We start from the raw sequence: 20,304 nt of genomic DNA on the forward strand, positions 1-20,304 counted from the left end.
TCTATTTTTTAGGTTTATCTAGAGACTTAATCAGCAGTAAATATAACATTATAAATCTTGGACACACCGTTGTAGTTAAATGTTACCCGACAAGCTCCCGAAGATGATGTTGCTTGATTAATGGTGATTTTAACAGCCGGATTATCCGAAGATGCCGTCACAACCGGAGCAGCTGCTTGTTGCGATGAAATTTTACTTTTAATCTCATACTGACCATAGTCAACAATGCCATTTGCATTGGTAGAGCGGACAGGTACAGCCGGTATTTCCAGCGCTTTGCCGTTGACAGCGATACGCACTTGAGGCACGATTGGACGATCAATTTTATGTTTCTTTGAACTAAATCCCAGACCAATAAAGTCAAACAGGATTTCATGATCTTCCCCTTCCGCAACCAGGTATATCGCATGCTTTTTATCCAGATGATCAACATATTTGGAAACATCAATTTTAAATGCTGCCGTTTCACCCGCAGCATTCTCCGGAACGACAATTTCCCCTATTTTCTGACCCTTCCAAGTGGCATTATCATAAGGACCATCCATCCAAACATTAACTTTAAAGGACTTTTTAGATTTTGGAGTTATAAACAGGTTAAACATGGTATTGTTTCCTTCTTTTGTTCCTTCAAAAGCTTTCAGTCCAAATTGATCCTGCTTCAGACCCCCAAAACCAAAATATTTAAAACCGACAACACTCCCATTTCTGAGATTTGTAACCGGCATATGATTATCCCATATATCCCAAGAATCTTGCATGGTACTGATATCAGAAAGGTGGGCCGTATATCCCGCTGAATAGTATTGATAAGGATCGAGTCCAAAAATGTGGAAGCCCTCAGAAGTCACTTCTGCACCCTTATATTCTTTACCCTGACTATCCTTAACCGTCACCATTTTATTTTCGGCATACGGATCATAAGCCCTGATTCGTACCGACCCACCTTGTGCGACTGGTTTTTCATCCCAATCGATGATAACCGGAGCGACTACTGCCTGACGCGCAAATCCGAATCCTCTTGGAGGTCTATGGTAAAAAACATACCATTGCCCATTAATTTCCTCGATACTGCCATGCGTATTATGCCCCGCATTACTCGTTTCTATTGCTGTACCATCCTGATTTAGGACCGGCCCGCGAGAATCGACCAGTACACCCCCACTCTTCCATGGCCCCAATGGTGAATCACCAATCAGATAACGCAAGGTAGAGTTCGAACTTCCGACACCGTATTCAGGCCCCGAATATCCACTATATACCGACACATACTTATTGCCCACTTTCCGGATGGAAGAAGCTTCAAAGAAGTTAAAAGATCCCAAATCCTCTCCCGTTACAACATGCGCATATTCCGTACCCTTTGGATCCCTTAACACACCATAACTTGCGCTTGCGGGAATAAAACGGTCGATTATTTTTGTTCCGGGTCTCACCGTGTACATGGTATTTTGATCTAATTGAGCCGCCAAAGAGCGTTGAAAACCCCAGTAGGCATAAGCTCTAAAACCGATTTCAAAATCAGGATCATTCCGATCTGTTATTTGCTCGACAAATATAGCCGGATCAAATCCAATCACGCTTCCAGGCAACGTACGTGTACCATCTTCCGTTAAATTGATCGGTTTAAAAGGTCCATCAGGACGATCTCCTTTCACCACCATAGCTTCACGGTGTTCTCCCCGACTGTGCGGATATAGATAATATTCTTTGCGGCCATCCTTTCTTTTTACTTCAACTAAGTCCGGTGCATACATGACATCCCATTGCCCACCAGTTTCGTAAGTGAAAATAGGTCCATCATCTCTCCAGCTGGACAGATCATCTACAGGTGCAGACCACATCCGGATATCAGGTCCACAATAACTGTCGAATCTCAGATCATGCGACCCGATGATATAAGCACGGTATTTTCCTGGATGATCAGGATCCTCAAAGACGCGAGGTTCACCATCCGGTAAATGCTCCCAAAGTGGCAAATAGGGATTACCCGCACCTTTGTGAACAAACTTTTGTGTCTGATTACTTTTTATCGCATTAGGCTGTGCCATCACATCGGTTGCCGATAGGGCAAACAGACCTGCACAGAACAGTAAGACTGACTTTTTCTTAAACATAAATTTAGTTTTATTCATAATTTTTCTCTGCTATATTATTGATTACCCCCGCATGCATCGCCCCGCTACCCCACAGCTCACTACCAATTGTCAGTACGAAATGGCGAGGCAAGTAATCCTTCCTTGTTTTGAAGATTTGCTTCTTCCGGATTATCACTCCAGGCATAACGAACGGCTACAGGGTTCGGAACTTCATTACTGCTCACAATGACCGTATTACCTTGAATAACTGCATCTGCCCACACGTAGGCCTTATCTTCGCCAGCTATGGCGAAATGTTTTAAACGATGTTCACGACTCTTTAAACCGCCTGCACTTTGATGGAAAAACAAAACAATCTTGTTTCCATCGATCTTCATATTTTTATAAAGCGGACCTTCACTAACCACCTGTTCTCCATAGACCAATCGACGTGCTTGCAAAAACAAACGGTAGGCAAGATCTTTTTTATTTAATGGGTGAATATCATTCCATTCGCCCAGATCATAAGTTACTGTCAAGGCCGTTTTAGATACTTCCAATGCGGTTTGCAATTGTGCTTCCCGAACGCGGGCCCAACCACTTTCAACTGGTGGCTTGACAGATTTCGGAGCATAATTAGGGAGCTGCACAAGTAAAAAAGGAAGTTCAACTTTTTGAAATGTTGTCCGCCAATTTGCGATCAGTGCTTTTAAATACTTCCCATAATTAGGATCTCCTGCATTACTTTCCCCTTGATACCAGATCACCCCCTTCACTTGATAGTCTCGCAATGGATAGAGCATACCATTGTAAAGCATCGACCCCATGGTTTGCAGATTTGGAAGCTGTTTTTTTGCCTGCTCCAATACATTTAAATCTTGGCCAACTTTATATTTCCATTCTCCCGTAAGGTCTACTTCTATTTCATCACTGCTCATTCGGTATGGTTTATCTGGGATAAAGCCACCATCAATGGCATGAGCTGTTAAACGGATGGTGATATTATTTTTTCCCGATTTCAAAATTCCTGCAGGAATATCATATTTGCGGGGAGGATAGAAATAAGAAGTAGTGCCCACAAATATGCCGTTCACAAAGACAGAATCACGATCGACCATTGTTCCTAAGTAAAGTTTAGTATGCTTGCCCCCCATATCAGGAGGTAAATTAAAATCTTTACGGTACCAGACCGTACCTTTAACATCCAGACCTGTTTCATTCCAGCGGCTTGGCACCGTTACTTTCTTCCAGTCACGATCGTCCCAATCTGCATGGTACCATTTATTGGCCCCCTGATCTACCGCCGCATTTTCTAGAACAGCTAATGCATCTTTATTGACGGTCAAAGGTGGAAATTCTTTTAAATGCGCTTGATTAATCCAACTTTGAATGGTACTGCCACCTTTACTGACCACCAACATACCTACAGGAACCCCCGTGTGGTGGTATGCTTCCTGCGCATAAAAATAGGCTAAAGCGGTCCAATTGATCACATCAGTAGCTGTCGCTGAGTACCATTTTGCGCCCGAAGCAATCTCCTCTTTTTCCTGTATCACTTCCTGTGTCGGTACTTTATAATAGCGTATCATGTGATTATTGGACACATTGATCTCGGGATACCGATCCATTAAACGCATTATAGGGGTTTCCATATTAGACTGTCCTGAGGCCAGCCAGACATCGCCAATAAGAATATCCCGAATCACAAATTCATTAATTTCCATGAGAAACGGTCCACCAGCTTGCTGCGGAGGCAGGCTCACAGACCATTTGCCAGCAGCATCAGGTTGTGTATGGTAAATTTTTCCCTGAAAACGGATGGTTACTTTCTCGCCACTGTCTGCCCAGCCCCACAATTTCAGATCCACTTCGCGCTGCAGTACCATACGGTCGCTGATTAAAGCCGGAAGCCTGATCTTGGCAACGACATGCTGGTAAATAAAAAAGCTGAACAGAATGGCAATAATTCTCATAGAACAATTATATATTTTCCTTGTATAAAAAAATCGCGGTTTTAAGTTTCTTCCCCTCCATATGCTTATTATCTCATCGGATGTGTTAAGATTGCGATGATTGCGCATCGCTCTGCATCTTATGACAGGAATAACAGGTCAATTGGTTATGGACTTGATAAAATTAAAATAAGTTATGAAAAGAGCAGAAGCCCTTCCCATAACTAAAACGAAAAAAAAACAATTACTAAAACGGGTTAAATAAAACGGTTAATTAAATTCTCTAAATATTCCTGCTTACCGCTAATAAGTTTAGGTTCACCATTTTCAGCAGCAAAGTTCCGGAGATCTTCTAAGGTCAATTTTCCTTGCTCAAAATCAGCACCGGCACCAGTATCAAAGCTCGCATAGCGCTCTGAACGTATTTTTTTATAATCAGATTTCTGAAGAATATTGTCAGCAATGACCAAAGCACGAGCAAAATTGTCCATTCCACCGACATGCGCATAAAACAGATCGGCAGGATCGGTTGAATTTCTGCGGATCTTAGCATCAAAATTAACACCGCCACCTTTTAAACCACCAGCCTCTAAAATAATTAACAAAGACTCGGTCAGTTCATTCAGATCGTTTGGAAATTGGTCCGTATCCCAGCCATTTTGATAATCACCACGGTTAGCATCGATAGACCCTAAAAGCCCCGCATCTGCAGCAACTTGCAATTCATGCTGAAAAGTATGCCCTGCCAGCGTCGCATGATTTACTTCCAGGTTTAACTGAAAATCATCCAGTAGATCGTACTTTCTCAAAAATCCGATCACCGTTGCCGCATCAAAATCATACTGATGCTTAGAAGGCTCGCAAGGTTTAGGTTCAATAAAGAACGAACCTTTGAAACCATTTTTACGGGCATAGTCTTTAGCCAGATGTAAAAAACGGGCCAGATGGTCCTGCTCTCTTTTCATATCTGTATTTAAGAGCGACATATATCCTTCACGTCCTCCCCAGAACACATAATTTTCACCGCCAAGGGCAATCGTGGCATCAATAGCGGCTTTTACCTGTGCACCACCATGCGCCAGTACATGAAAATCAGGATTGGTTGAAGCACCGTTCATATAACGGTGATGGCTAAACAGGTTAGCAGTTCCCCAGAGCAATTTGATACCGCTCTGTGTTTGTTTTTCCTTGGCATAGTGGACGATATGCTCCAAATTTTGTTCATTTTCAACCACATTATCGGTGTAATCAACCAGATCGACATCATGAAAACAATAATAAGGCAATTGCATTTTCGTCATAAATTCAAATGCGGCATCCATTTTATCTTTTGCCCGGTCTATGATCGTAGGTTTGGCATCCCATGGAAAAAACTGTGTCGGTCCTCCAAACGGATCCGATCCATTCCCATTAAACGAATGCCAGTAAGCACATGCAAATCTTAGATGCTCGGCCATCGTTTTTCCTGCTACCACACGATTTGCATCATACCATCTAAATGCGAGTGGATTATCCGAATCTACCCCTTCATATTTTATCTGTCCAATGTTTTTGAAATACTCCTGATTTCCTAATAATACTTCCATTTTTTATTAATTTAACAATTTCCTATTTAAACTATCTTTCCATTTCTCATACAGCTCATCATATAAAGTGATATGTGAAGGTTCAATGATCGCATGTTTCTCCAATCCGGCAAATGCTTCTTTCCGAGAAGCAAATATCTCTGCTCCGATTCCAGCTCCCAGCGCTGCCCCCACACTTCCATCATTATCATAAAGCTCGACTTCTACCTGTGTCACCCCAGCAAAAGACTGCTGAAATACGGGGCTTAAAAATAAATTGGCATGTCCGGCACGGATTACTTTTGGTTCTATTCCATTCTGCCTCAAAATATCCAGACCGTAGCGAAAAGAGAAAGCTATTCCTTCTTGAGCGGCACGCCACAGGTGCGCTTCGTCGTGACGTACAAAATCAATATTTTCGATATGGGCATGCACCATTCTATTTTTTAACATTCTTTCGGCACCATTGCCAAAAGGCAAAACCGTGATACCATCAGAACCTATGGCGATATTAGACGCCAATTGATTGATCTGTACATAGTCATTTCCCAGTGCCGTTATTTTTTTCATCCAGCTATTTTGGATACCGGTACCATTTATACAGAGCAGCACTCCTAAGCTTGTCTGCGAAGAATTATGGTTGACATGCGCAAATGTATTGACACGAGACTGCTGATCATACACCAGTTGATCCGTAACCGCATATATAACACCCGATGTACCAGCAGTCGCAGCCACTTCTCCGGGTTCAAATACATTCAAAGAAAGTGCATTATTAGGCTGATCACCGGCTTTATAACTCACGAAAGCATCTCTGGAAAGGTTCAGTTCATCCGCTACTTCGGGTTTGATCAGTCCATAATTTGAGAAAACATTTAAAATTTCTGGAACTAAATCCTGATCAATACCGTAATAATCAAGTAAGGTCTCCGAGATCCTATTGTTCTTAAAATCCCATAAGATTCCTTCCGATATAGAACTGATATTGGAATTAATTTCACCTGTTAAACACATGCTCAAATAATCACCCGGTAGCATGAATTTATGTATCCTCGCATACAGTTCGGGTTCATTGTGTTTCACCCAGGCTAACTTTGAAGCGGTGAAATTTCCTGGAGAATTGAGATGTGAGGCCAAAAAACCAGTCGAAGACAGATCTGAGATTGCCTGATCGCCTATTGCAACGGCTCGACTATCGCACCAGATAATGGCATTACGAAGTGGTCGTTGATCCTTGTCTACGATCACGAGGCCATGCATTTGATAAGCAATTCCAATGGCACCGATATACTTCGGATTATAAAGTCCTGTACTGTTAAGCTTTTTTATCGCCAATTTTGTATGCTCCCACCACAGATTGGGATCTTGCTCCGCCCAGCCCTGCTGTTCCGAAATAATTGCAGCTTCGCTATCGGGGTACTGTGTAGACACAATTCTCCTATTGGTCTGTGCATCAATAACCGAAACTTTAATAGAGGAAGTCCCTAAATCTATTCCTAATAATAACATATCCTATTTTTCTAATATTTTTTTTGGTCTCTTTATTCCCTATTGTTCGTCAACATTATCTTCTCACATGCTTTTAAAGCAATTACTGTGCGTTAAAAACATACTTTTCTCCTCTTTGAGTAGCCATATCGTACTCAAAGATTGGTTTCAAATGCGGCCCTTTCAAAGTCGCTTGTGATGACACAAGGGCTTCTTTTCCAGCTATAGGGTTTAACAGGTTATTTGAGTTTTCACCAGCTGCTCTCTTCAACCCCTTACCTTTAAGTGGCCAGTAGGATCGTAAACGTAGGTTTCCGCCAATTTTTGAGGTAACAGCAATGTTCCGAATCTGACCATCTTTCCAGTTCATATCAACAGTAAATCCACCTCTAGCTACAATACCCGAGACAGCGCCATCGCTCCATAACTCGGACAACGCGGGTAGCACATGCACCGCTCCGTCATGGCTCTGTAGCAGCATTTCAGCAACTCCTGCACTCAGACCAAAATTTCCATCAATCTGAAAAGGTGGATGGGCTGTAAACATATTGGGATAAGTCCGTCCATCCGGATTTTTATGATTCGCTAAAGTCAACATATTGTCAATGATCTGATACGCTTTATTCCCATCGAGCAAACGTGCCCATAGATTGATCTTCCAGCCGATGGACCAACCTGTCGCAAAATCACCTCGATACTGCAATGAATTAGCAGCAGCCTCAAATAATTGGGGCGTCCGATACGCCGATATTTGGTTTCCCGGATACAGGCCATACAAGTGCGATACATGCCGATGGTCACTTTTAGGATCATCAAGATCTTCCAGCCACTCTTGCAATTGCGCATATCGGCCTACTTGCATAGGCGGAAGCTTTCGAGCGGCTTTTATTAATTTCGCTTGATAAGCGGCATCTTGATCGACAATCTCGCTCGCTAATGCCGTACGTGTAAGGATATCGAAAGCCAGTTGATTGTCCATGGTAACCCCCGCAGAGATCGGCCCGTGCTCGGGAGATATGGAGGGTGCAATGACCAGCCAGTCTTTATGCTTAGGATGTGCAATCAATATAGAAAGAATAAAATCGGCCGCTCCTTTCATGACAGGATACACTTCAGTAAGAAACTTCTGATCACCGGTGTATAAATAGTGCTCCCATAAATGCTGCGTTAGCCATGTCCCGCCTGTCGGCCACATACCTGCTGCCGCAAAATCAATTGGACTGGTCACCCGCCAGAGATCTGTGTTATGGTGCGTAACCCATCCATCAGCACCATAGAGTACCCGTGCAGTTTCTCGACCACTCTCGCTCAAGTCTTTAATCAGCTGAAAAAGGGGCTCATGCGTTTCTGAAAGATTAGTAACCTCCGCTGGCCAGTAGTTCATTTCGGTATTAATATTGACCGTATATTTGCTATCCCATGGCGGGTTCATCGATCTATTCCAGATTCCCTGCAAATTGGCAGGCTGCCCACCAGGCTGAGAAGAGCAGATCAATAAATACCGTCCAAACTGCACCAATAACGCCACCAAAGCTGGATCTTGCGTCGTTTTGAAACTTTCAATCCGTTTAGTCGTCGTCAGATTTTCTTGTCCTGCTGTTTGGCCCAGATCTAATTTGAATCGTGCGAATTGCTTGCTGTACATTGCGATATGCTGCTTCAATGCCGTTTTAAAAGCTTTCTCTTTTGCTTTTGCCAATGTACTGGCCGCCCGGACTGCTTCCTGATCATCAAGGGTTTTGTAATTCACAAAATTTGTGGCAACAGCCATATAGATCACGACCGATGTCGCACCCGATACGGTCAGTTTGTTATCCGTGAGCGTGACACGGCCGTCCTTATTTTTAACAGCAGTATGCTTTTGATACCTGATTTTTCCCTCAATACCCTCATGCGATGTCCCGCTGCCTTCTAAAATTAGGCTTTGACCAGATTTATAAACCTTGCACTCGGAGGGATTTGCATATTCGAGATCAAAATTTAAAGCACCCTTTTTACTAGCGGTTATTTCCATTACAATCACATCATCAGCAAAAGAAGAAAACACTTGACGCGTATAGGTGACACCTTCTACCGTATAGCGCGACCGCACGACAGCTTTTTCGAGATCCAGTTCGCGGTAATAATGCTGATAATGTTTATGATCAGGAAAATTTAATATAACACTGCCCGCCGTCTGATAGGGCATGCCATGGGTTTTGGTAAAAAATGATTGATTTGTTAAGCGATCGGCCGCCTCTGTTTTACCAGCGAAGATCAATTGCTGAATTTGAGGAAGTGCGTTTAACGCATTCGGATTATCATTGCGGTATGGTCCCCCTGCATAAATCGTTTCTTCGTTAAGCTGTAATTCTTCACGCTCCGGTATACCATACACCATCGCTCCCAAACGCCCATTCCCGATCGGTAATGCCTGTTCCCAGATCTGATCAACGACAGGTTGATCATACCACAATTTTAGTGAGCTTTTATGCTGCGCATATGCAACACAGCCGAATATGGACAGCATTACTATCCCTATGATCGTAAATAATTTAGCAACCATCAATCTCATCATGCTATTTTGTTTCCTCAACTTATTATTTTATACATTGATTAGCCTGTATTGGTCAACTTATAACCCTGTTTCAGGAACCAAATAGCCTACATACATATTCAAAATGTGATCATTTACCCTGACTACGCTCCTTAAACAACAATTGCGAAATCTGATACAGATCATTCTTCCAAACCTTAAAATCATGTCCTCCCGGCTCGATATAGAAGACATGCGGTACCTCATGCTTTTTCAAATAATCATGTGTTCTGTTCGTAATAGTGATTAAACCATCTTGATCGCCACAAGAAAGCCAAAGTAACTTGAGTTTGTCTTTTACTTCTTGCGGATGTGGGATCAGTTGCTCAGGCATTAGGGTATTGGGTGCGGAAGAAAATCCACCGACCCAGGCAAATGTATCCAAGTTGCCAAGACCAAAATTTAGAGCTTGACCTCCCCCCATGGATAATCCAAATAAGGCACGATTCAAAGGGTTCGCATTCACAGGATAAGTTTTTTCGACATATGGAATAAGATCATCAATAAGATCTCTTTGAAACGTCGCAAAAGCCTCAACTTTAGCCGCATCCATGATATTACCTATAGCACGATCATCTTTCATGGCACGGCCATTGGGCAATACCACGATCATCGGTTCCAGCTTACCTTGTGCATACAGATTATCTAGAATAACATGAGGAGTACCATTGTTTAACCACTCAAACTGATCGCCACCGATCCCATGTAAAAGATAAAGTACGGGGTACAATTCCTTTGCCGAGAACCCAGGAGGTAAATACACTAAAGCCGTCCGTTCTATACCAACAGTTGATGAAGGATAAGTAATCGTATCTATTTTACCATGTACAATATCCGGTTGATATACAGCAAACCCCTCAGGAGCTGTAACGGTTTGAGCTTTTAATACCGTAATGGATAGGACTATACATAACACCGTCCAAATATTTTTCATAATCATTTGGTTTATAATTGAATATTAACACTTATATAAATTGATCATTTATCAATTTAGGTTTCAATAAGCATGAATCAGCCGACCTTTTCCTTACCTATTTTTTTGAATCCATGGAATTCAGAAGATTAAAGGGTTTATATCACTTGTGCAGATTGATCTATTTTTCTGGAAATCACTTTCTCTACTGCAGATACGATGTTCGCCGCATTTAAACCATATTTTTCCATTAACTGCGCAGGAGTCCCCGATTGACCGAAACAATCATCAACAGCAATATATTCTTGTGGGATCGGCATATTCTTGACAAGCAGCTGTGCAACACTGTCTCCTAAACCACCTAAGCGATTGTGCTCTTCAGCAGTCACCACACAACCTGTTTTCCGAACCGACTTCAATATTGCACTGTCATCCAACGGCTTAATGGTGTGTATATTAATAATCTCTGCATCTATACCCAATTGCTCTAAAAGCTCACCTGCTTGAATGGCTTCCCAGACCAAGTGTCCTGTGGCAATAATAGTCACATCATTCCCTTCGTTCAGCATAACCGCTTTTCCGATCTCAAATTCTTGATCTTCTGGTGTAAAGACAGGTACTACAGGTCTTCCAAAACGGAGATACACAGGACCGAAATACTTTGCGGCAGCAATCGTCGCAGCTTTGGTCTGGTTATAATCGCAAGGATTGATCACTGTCATCCCTGGTAGCATCTTCATCAACCCTATATCCTCCAAAATCTGATGCGTCGCACCATCCTCACCAAGTGTCAATCCTGCATGCGAGGCCGCGATCTTCACATTCTTATTAGAATAAGCGATCGATTGGCGTATTTGATCATAAACCCTTCCGGTTGCGAAGTTGGCAAAAGTACCTGTAAACGGAATCCTATTCCCGATGGTCAGACCTGCCGCTATTCCCATCATATTGGCTTCCGCAATACCGATCTGGAAGAATCTTTCCGGAAATTCTTTTATGAAATCGTTCATCTTTAGTGACCCGATCAAATCAGCACAAAGTGCCACGACATGTTCATCTTGACGGCCAGCTTCCAACAGTCCCGCTCCAAAGCCTGAGCGGGTATCCCGAGATTCGCTATATGTATATTTTTTCATTTTTTTGCTTAATAATCTCCTAATGTTTGTGAATTCTGTGCTAAAGCATCAGCCAATTGATCGTTATTTGGAGCAACTCCATGCCATTTATGTGATCCCATCATAAAACTGACACCATTTCCCATTTCAGAATGCAGTAAAATAACGGTAGGAAGACCTTGACGAGCCTGCTGTTGCGCTTGAGTAAGTCCATCCAATATAGCAGCGATATCATTTCCCTGATGTATTTCCAATACCTGCCAGCCAAAAGCTAACCACTTGGCATGTAAATCACCTAGAGACAGTACATCTTTCGTCGCCCCATCGATCTGTGCACCATTATAATCAATTATGGCAATCAGGTTATCCACTTTATTATGTGGCGCATACATCGCAGCCTCCCATACCTGACCTTCCTGCAGTTCACCATCGCCCATCAGGACATAAACCAGGCCTGCATCACGATTTAGTTTTTTCGCCTGTGCCGCACCGATTGCCACGGATAATCCTTGCCCTAATGAACCTGATGCAATACGGATTCCTGGTAAACCTTCATGCGTGGTAGGATGCCCCTGCAACCGGGTTCCCAGCTTGCGGAACGTTGCCAATTCGGCCACATCAAAATAACCTGCTCTCGCCAGTACACTGTAGAAGACAGGGGAAATATGGCCATTCGAAAGAAAAAACAGATCTTCACCACTTCCATCCATATCAAATCCCTCTTTCCGGTTCATGACTTCAAAATAGAGCACAACCAACAACTCTGTACATCCTAAAGAGCCTCCGGGATGACCCGATTGGCAAGCATGCACCATGCGAACGATATCTCTTCGCACTTGCGAAACAATAGCCTGTAGCTCAGAAATACTCTTTTTATTAATTTCCATCGCGATTAATTGTTTTGAGCAGCTACCCGTTTATGATCCGCTAAAAATTGCGCTAGGCCACTATCTGTTAAGGGATGTTTTAAAAGAGAAAGAATGGCCGACAAGGGCGATGTAATAACATCTGCTCCAATTTTGGCACAACCCAATATATGCGTACTATTACGTACAGATGCCGCTAGTATCTGTGTAGGAAAGAGATAATGATCATATATTGTTCGGATTTCTTTAATAAGACCAAGCCCATCAACAGAAATATCATCCAGACGGCCTATAAATGGCGAAACATAAGTAGCACCTGCCTTTGCAGCCAATAATGCCTGTCCTGCAGAAAAAACTAATGTACAGTTGGTTTTAATGCCTTTGTTACTAAAATATTTGATGGCTCTAATTCCCGCCTTAGTCATGGGTACTTTGACCACTATTTTGCTATCTAAATTTGCCAGCTCCTGTCCTTCCGCTATCATATTTTCATAATCGGTAGCAATCACCTCAGCACTAACATCGCCATCGACAATAGCACATATGGCTAGGTAATGTTTCTTAACAAGATCATCTCCACTGATTCCTTCTTTAGCCATTAAGGTAGGATTGGTCGTTACACCGTCGAGAACCCCGAAGTCTTGGGCTTCCTGAATATCGTTCAAATTGGCTGTGTCAATAAAAAATTTCATTTATTAAATTTAAGTTTAGTAGTTTATGGTTTGGTCTACAAAAGAGCCTTTCAGAATCTCTAATTGCAAAACAAAACTATACTAATAGGGTCTAAAAAAATGAAACAGATCTTAAAAATAAGGGTAAAAATGTTCAAAATACAGTCCTGAAACACAGCTATAGGCTGTTTAATCACCTTCCTTGCAGAAAACAGTTGAATAGAAGAAGTAGATGTCAAAAGCCATAAACAAAAAAGGAGACTCTATAAAGAATCTCCTTTTTAATCACTTTTTCCTCCATCTCCCCAACAGCCGGCTGGTCACTCCCTTGTCCCGTTACTCCGTCAATATGTTACGTCTTAACTATGTCACTTTTTCAATATGTCACTACATTACAGCCGAAAACATATTACTATGGTACACTGCTACCCCTGCGCAAATACTTATTCTAAAAGAGAATTGATATCAACAAAAAAAGGTGTCCAAAGGCACCTTTTTTAATATTAGCTCAGTAAAACTTTATTTCAATTTTTCGACTTGCTCCGGAGTCAGAGATAAAATATCACAAATCATCGCTATATCAAAACCACTATTCAACATTTTAGTAGCTGATTCGAACTTTTCTACTTCAGCTTTTTCTTTTTCTACTTCAGCTTTCTCCCTTTCAGCCTCAGCAAGAGCTTCCAATTTCTTGATGCGTACCGCCGCTAATCCACGTTCTTGCTCCTGTCCTTCTCGCTTAGCCTTTTCCAATAAATATTCACGTGTACCCATTGTTGTGCTCCTTCCTAATTTTGTATCGATTTCTTGTTCAAATTTAATAAAAATTTCTTTATCTTCAAAACTAACATAATAAGCCAGGAAATCATAAATACCCTGACGTGTAGTCTTTTCCATATCCCTTTTCATCATTTGATCGTAAAGATCATGTTTAATATCTTTAAGTTCTTCGTCGGTCACATTATTATTAATTATAGCCAAAAATGCCGTTAATACCACAACAGCAAATGGATTCGGATTAGACCGTAAATCTTCCTCATTTTGACTTAGAATCTTATAGTAATTGAATTCATACCGTAAAGTCGTTCCTAAAAAACTTTGTTCATACAACTTTGGCTTATAATGTTTATTCTCATCAGTCAATATCGCTATGGCACAAACTGGCACCTGATATCGATCAGTGATTTTATAATAATATTCAAACATCCGTTTTTCCAAATCATTATTACCCTTGTTGGACTGCACTTCAATATGACAAAAGATAAATTGCTCACCTCCACCTTTCATATAGACTTTTACTAACTTATCGACAAATCTTTTACCTTTATTACTCTTTTCTGGCGGAAATAAGGTCTCAAACTCTTTGTCGAGATATTCAAAAGGTTTATTCAAGTCAAATAACAATTCAGCTTCGGGAAACATAAATCGGAGGAAATCTGCAAAAGTCTGCTCCAGTATCGATTTCCACAAGGGATCATCAACACGTCTTAATTTTTGCCTCATCATAATTCATGGTTAATTGATTATCAAACACTAATATAAACATAAATAACTAAAATAAGTAGTAATAAATCTATTTATTTTAGCAAACAGTAATTAAAAACAATTCCATTTTCGCGAGAACTACACTTACGACAATACTTGAGTTAATGAGATTTTTTTAAATTAGTGCTATGATTTTTAGTGTGATCATACTACCAATTAAAATAGCACGAACGAAACAGATACAAAGATGTTTTAGATGACCTTGTTATACCCTACTAAGAAATTAAAAAAGATAACATTTTGAAATTTACCTTATAAAATACATCATACCCCTTATCAAAATTCCTTCAATCTCGAATAAAATGTAGCCTTATAGCTTTCACTGATGGGAATTTTCTCTTCATCAATTAGCAGAGAATTTCCGTCTATAAATTTGATATAGTTAAAAGATACAATATAGGAACGATGCACCCTACAGAAAAGTCGGGTAGGAATCAGATTAATTATTTCTTTCAGATTCATATAAGTAATGATATGTTGATCCTTCGTGTAGACGGATATATAGTTATTCAAACCCTTAATAAACATGATATCTGAAAATTTAACCTGATAATATTTATTTTTAGCATCACCTTTTAATAACAGATAGTCATTTTCAACCTGCGGCGTCATGGACGCCAATTGTAATAACCGAAACTTATCTACAGCCTTTTGAAAACGCTCATAGGAAAATGGCTTCAGCAGGTAGTCCACCACATCCAGATCAAAACCTTGCAGTGCATAGTCTGGATAGGCTGTAGTTAAAATAACCCGGCATTTATTTCCGCAACGTTTGAGAAATTGAATACCGTTTATCGTCGGCATCTGAATATCTAAAAATACCAGATCAACATGTCCGCTCATAATCATATTTAAAGCATCAAATGCATCATCGGTCGCTTTGATAAAAGTCAGATCTGGGGTCTTGTCAACATATGCAGCAATAATTCCTGTCGCGTACAATTGATCATCCAGTGCTATGCACCGATATCTTTTACGATCTATCTCACCCTTTACCACAATTTTACAATTAAAGATATACGATAAACCAGATCATTCTTTTCCATATGTAAAGTATGTTTCCCTGGATATAAAATTTCGAGCCGACGTTTAACATTAGCGATTCCAATACCACTGCCCTTTTCCTGAAATTGTGTATTGATATAATTAGACACTTCAAATTCCAATATTGCTGGCGTGACATTTAAACGGATATTGACCGGTTGCTTTTCAACATGTGTTATGCCATGTTTAATGGCATTCTCCACAAATGGAGCAAGCAATAAAGGTGGGAATAAGAGCCTGTCTATTGCTCCCGTTATTAAAAATGTATGGTAAAAATTAGGATGAAACTGCATGCTATGGAGGGCAATATAATCTTCAATAAACACGACTTCTTCACCAAGCGTCAGCATATCCCGCTTATTCTGCGCCAGCGTGTACCGCATGGTATCCGACAGCTTTAGGATCGCAGTTGATAAATTTTCGGACAAAGGCAACGCTATGGAATACATATAATTTAAGGTATTATATAGAAAATGAGGATTGAGCTGCGATTTTAAGAAATTCAATTCCGCCTGTTCCATCCCCGCCTGAAGCACTTTGTTCTTTTTTTCAACCTCAAAAGATTTCGCGACCAGATACACAATCAGGGCGATAAAGACTCCCGGTAATGAAAAATAAAAGTTATCGTAGATGAAATAATAAGGATCAAGATGAGGGTTCGGCTTGAATCCAAGATACTTCACAAAGAGCACTTCTTCAAAAGAATACCTCAAAAATACAATGGTTAAAAGCAATGATATAACGCTAACCGTTAAAGAAATCGCTTTATTCGCACGCCAAAATTTTGGGAAGATATAGAACAGACAGACAATGATCTCTCCCAATAAAAGTAATTGCGAAAACACAATCAAGATCACCCCTTCAAAGGATGATCTTGAAAATAAAATTGCTCCGATTATAAGGTATAAAAATGAAATCAGCCAAAAAAATAAAACGATGCTCAAAAGCCTTCTATTCGTCATACCCAAATTTAAAAATTTAATAACCATTTTATAATTTTTTACACCAATGGCACCTAATATTACGTGAATCTATAAATCTTAGTTTAACATCATTTCCCGCCCCGTTGGCGTAATAAAATTTACGGTGTCCAACAAAGTTTGAACATTTGGGGAAACATTGATTATGAAACAAAATAAGGTACTTTATATAATGCAACCAGTAGTACTGCTCCTACTTTTAAACCTGCCACATTGCTCATTTGGCCAAATAAAACGACAGTTTAAAGCGCACACCATTGCAGGAAAAATAGTTGATTCTTTAACAAAAAGAATGATTCCAGCATCAAGTATCTATTTGTATAGGAAAGATACTGCTGATGGCAGACCGATGAAAACAGTCATTGGTGATGCAGCAGGAAATTTTAAAATCACAGCGGTTCAGCCCGGCAACTATCTTCTAAAAGTGAGCGCATTGGGTTACGCGACCAGTACAGAACACTCCATTAACATCAATAACGGTAATGTTGATTTAGGTATGATCGGTATGTCTGCCGCCAATCATCAGTTGCAACAGGTGGATGTATACCATAAAACACCGCTTGTACAAATCAAAACAGACCGGCTTATTTATAATACGGCACTTGACCCCACCCTGTCTGGAGGAAATGCGGCTGATGCATTGCGAAAAGTACCGCTATTATCTGTGGATGCAATGGGTAATGTATCGCTAAAAGGAGATCGAAATGTCCGCATATTACTTGACGGAAAGCCTTCAGGGGCTATGAATAATAATAATAATAATATGGCAGATGCCCTAAAAATGATTCCTGCAGACCAGATAAAAAATATAGAAGTGATCACCAGTCCATCATCAAAATATGACGCAGAAGGTGGTTCCGGAATAATTATTATCAATACCAAACGAAATAGTACCGATGGAGTACATGGATCATACTCTGGTGGTCTGGGGACCCGACAGAATAATTTCAATGGAAATATCAGCATCAGAAAGAGCAAATTAGGCATGAATGCAAATTTGGGGAATTCCTGGAGCTGGCCTGTTGATACACGCATCACATTTGATCAGGAACGTTTGAATAAGGAGCCCTATATCGAACAAGAAACCGAAAGCCGGAACAAAAGGAATGGTTTAAGAGGGAGCCTATCATTAGATTATGAACTTGATTCCAATAATCTCCTCATTTCCAATTTCAATATCAATCAACTCACTATCCAAACAGACAATCTCCTCAAGACAAGCTATGCAATAAGTGCCCCTATCAGCAGTATCAATAACAACCAAGTTCGATTCGGAGGATTTGACTGGAGTACCGATTACATCCGAAAATTTCAGAAGAAAAATCAAGAATTAAACTTTTCCGTTCAATTATCTAAAAATAACGCCAATACAAATTATCAATCTTTCTTTCTGCAGAATAATTTTCGTCCTGATGAAAAAGGACTGAACGCAGGCGCGAATAAAGAAGTAACGATACAGCTGGATTATACCCATCCCATCAAAAAGGCCACTTTAGAATTGGGCGCAAAAGCCATCTTCAGGGACATCCAATCTACTATTCAAGTCGATACAATCGGACAGGATGATGTCTATTTAAATGTCAGTCAAAGAACTTACAATTTTAGTTACAAACAAGATGTAAGCGCCATCTATTCGACGCTACAGATCCCTTTAAACACAAGAACCGATATTAAAGCCGGAGTTCGATATGAGTATACAGGAGCAGAAATTAAAGCAATCAATCAGCAAGCTAGTTTTCGTGATCAGCAGCACAATATTCTCCCTAGCGCAGTGATCTCCTATAAAGTCTCAGAACAGTTAAATTTGAAGATCAGTTATAATCAGCGCATGCAACGGCCAAGTCTATATTTTCTAAACCCCTTCCGAAATGAATCAGACCCTGTCAGTCAATCACAGGGCAATCCGCAATTAGCCCCTGAACTGTCGCATAACATGGAATTGAGCACACATCTCACTATGAAAAAAAGCATGCTTAATCTTTCCCTATACCACCGAAGAAACAGTAATGTCATTGAACCTGTTTACAGGAATACAATCCATAACGAAAAGCCAATCGTATTGCAGACTTTCGCCAATATCGGCGAAACACAATCATTTGGAACTAATATCTTTGCATCTGTCGATTTATTTAAAATATTGACGTTGAGAGGAAATATCGATCTCTATACCTACCATATACAGCCCAAAGATCTGTACGGTAATTTGACACATCAGGCAAATAAGACTTTCATCAATTACAAGACCTTTATCAGCGGTACTGTAGATCTGAAAAAAGGATGGATAGCCGAGTCTTTTTTATTTTTTGATGCTCCAGAGCGAACATTCCAAGGGTATTATGCCTCCTTTAATATGTGGAATTTAAGTGTAAAAAAAGAAATACTGAAGAAGAAAGGTACTTTAGGGCTTACTATGGTCGATCCATTTCAAAAAGTAAAGAATCTGGGTTCATATGCAAAAACCGATCAATATGAACAGCATGGAAATTTTGCCATTCCATTTCGATCCTTTGGCATTAACTTTTCGTGGAAGTTCGGCAAGAGCAATTCGCAAAAGGAGAAGCATGATTCGAATATTAAAAATGATGATCAGAAATCTGGAGGAGAGTCTGACATGTAAGTTAGCTCCCCTATCATACCGGACTAGATCATTTTGAAATAAAAAATTAGGGAATGTTGAAGTAAAAGTTCGGAATCTCCAGGTACCCATATCTTATCAGGTTTTACTATTTAAAAGCGACAGGCATGTGTATTCTTAAACCATCTATTATTCATTCCTTCAGTTTCATTCTGATAGAAATATCTGCAAGCAAATATCTTATAAAAAGCAAATAAACACTCCTTTCATTAATAAAAATAGACAGTATTACTCCCGTCTCTATTTTTCATCATTAATTCGTTAATGCTACATAATGGTGAAGCATCTTAGGGTTTTCGGCTTCGGTAATTAAAAATTGTGCGACATCAGCTCGCGATATTTTCCGAACTTTCATTCCTTTCTTAAGGTTGGGTAATACACGATAAGATGAAGTCAACTCTCCATCCGTCAGCATTCCTGGTCGTACGATTTCCCATTTTATAGCACTCGCTGTGATCAAATCTTCCATGATGGTTTTATTGTTATACTGATCTTTAAGAAACAATGAAATGACTGTGCGCATAAAGAAACTTAAATAACCTTTACTCTCTCCGGCCCCGAAGCCCGTGATGACCAAAACAGGCGAAGAAAAGTTCAGATCAGCTGTAACGCTTATAAGTGCTTTGGCAATATCAGAAAAAAGAGTCGTTGCCTTTTTATTCTTTGTTCCAACAGTTATAAGGACTGCATCAGTATTTTTGATTGCATTTTTCAAATCATCAGACACTGTTGCACTTCCTTTTATCTTAATGAGATTGGGATGCGTAGGGAGCTGATCCGTATTTGTCGATAATGCCGTTACCGTATGTCCTTTTTCAACAGCCTGTTTAACCGCATGTAAGCCAATTCCCGCCCCTGCCCCTATTATTGCTATATTCAT

At 40.4% G+C, this 20,304-nt stretch carries 14 protein-coding genes; 1 reads left to right on the forward strand and 13 read right to left on the reverse strand.

Annotation, left to right across the window (positions count from 1 at the left end; translation table 11 throughout):
* Nucleotides 1–26: 26 nt before the first annotated feature.
* The 12 genes from FHR29_RS08825 to FHR29_RS08880 all read right to left on the reverse strand — a co-directional run bounded on the left by FHR29_RS08825 (nt 27) and on the right by FHR29_RS08880 (nt 16,798).
* Nucleotides 27–2,114 (reverse strand): hypothetical protein, encoded by a 2,088-nt coding sequence (locus FHR29_RS08825; RefSeq protein ID WP_221197829.1) that lies wholly within the window; start codon nt 2,112–2,114, stop codon nt 27–29.
* An 80-nt stretch (nt 2,115–2,194) separates the two neighbouring features.
* Nucleotides 2,195–4,048, reverse strand: coding sequence for a sialate O-acetylesterase (locus FHR29_RS08830; protein WP_221197830.1), 1,854 nt, complete (start codon nt 4,046–4,048; stop codon nt 2,195–2,197).
* 236 nt (nt 4,049–4,284) lie between these two features.
* Nucleotides 4,285–5,613: a xylose isomerase gene (xylA, locus tag FHR29_RS08835; RefSeq protein ID WP_021190371.1), complete on the reverse strand. Its 1,329-nt coding sequence runs from the start codon at nt 5,611–5,613 to the stop codon at nt 4,285–4,287.
* 6 nt (nt 5,614–5,619) lie between these two features.
* Nucleotides 5,620–7,101: a xylulokinase gene (locus FHR29_RS08840; protein ID WP_183913896.1), complete on the reverse strand. Its 1,482-nt coding sequence runs from the start codon at nt 7,099–7,101 to the stop codon at nt 5,620–5,622.
* Nucleotides 7,102–7,183: 82 nt separating this feature from the next.
* Complete coding sequence (locus FHR29_RS08845) at nt 7,184–9,637, reverse strand: glycosyl hydrolase family 95 catalytic domain-containing protein (protein WP_221197831.1); 2,454 nt, start codon at nt 9,635–9,637, stop codon at nt 7,184–7,186.
* Between the two features lie 109 nt (nt 9,638–9,746).
* A complete protein-coding gene (locus FHR29_RS08850; protein ID WP_183913898.1) occupies nt 9,747–10,589 on the reverse strand; it encodes an esterase family protein in 843 nt (280 codons plus the stop codon).
* A 137-nt stretch (nt 10,590–10,726) separates the two neighbouring features.
* Nucleotides 10,727–11,704: a transketolase family protein gene (locus tag FHR29_RS08855; protein WP_168126234.1), complete on the reverse strand. Its 978-nt coding sequence runs from the start codon at nt 11,702–11,704 to the stop codon at nt 10,727–10,729.
* A gap of 8 nt (nt 11,705–11,712) precedes the next feature.
* Nucleotides 11,713–12,570, reverse strand: coding sequence for a transketolase (locus FHR29_RS08860; RefSeq protein ID WP_168126233.1), 858 nt, complete (start codon nt 12,568–12,570; stop codon nt 11,713–11,715).
* A gap of 5 nt (nt 12,571–12,575) precedes the next feature.
* Nucleotides 12,576–13,241 (reverse strand): fructose-6-phosphate aldolase, encoded by a 666-nt coding sequence (fsa, locus tag FHR29_RS08865; RefSeq protein ID WP_168126232.1) that lies wholly within the window; start codon nt 13,239–13,241, stop codon nt 12,576–12,578.
* A 498-nt stretch (nt 13,242–13,739) separates the two neighbouring features.
* A complete protein-coding gene (locus FHR29_RS08870) occupies nt 13,740–14,726 on the reverse strand; it encodes a hypothetical protein (protein ID WP_183913900.1) in 987 nt (328 codons plus the stop codon).
* A gap of 315 nt (nt 14,727–15,041) precedes the next feature.
* Nucleotides 15,042–15,764, reverse strand: coding sequence for a LytTR family DNA-binding domain-containing protein (locus FHR29_RS08875; protein WP_311732292.1), 723 nt, complete (start codon nt 15,762–15,764; stop codon nt 15,042–15,044).
* Nucleotides 15,758–16,798, reverse strand: coding sequence for a sensor histidine kinase (locus FHR29_RS08880; protein WP_168126230.1), 1,041 nt, complete (start codon nt 16,796–16,798; stop codon nt 15,758–15,760). The genes FHR29_RS08875 and FHR29_RS08880 overlap by 7 nt, the downstream gene beginning before the upstream one ends.
* A gap of 136 nt (nt 16,799–16,934) precedes the next feature.
* Between FHR29_RS08880 and FHR29_RS08885 the strand changes: the two genes are divergently transcribed.
* Complete coding sequence (locus FHR29_RS08885) at nt 16,935–19,406, forward strand: TonB-dependent receptor (RefSeq protein WP_183913902.1); 2,472 nt, start codon at nt 16,935–16,937, stop codon at nt 19,404–19,406.
* Between the two features lie 271 nt (nt 19,407–19,677).
* Here the strand turns inward: FHR29_RS08885 and FHR29_RS08890 are convergent, their stop codons facing one another.
* Nucleotides 19,678–20,304, reverse strand: coding sequence for an NAD(P)-dependent oxidoreductase (locus FHR29_RS08890; RefSeq protein WP_183913904.1), 627 nt, complete (start codon nt 20,302–20,304; stop codon nt 19,678–19,680).

Source organism: Sphingobacterium sp. JUb56 (assembly GCF_014191365.1).
GTDB classification, from domain to species: Bacteria; Bacteroidota; Bacteroidia; order Sphingobacteriales; family Sphingobacteriaceae; genus Sphingobacterium; species Sphingobacterium anhuiense.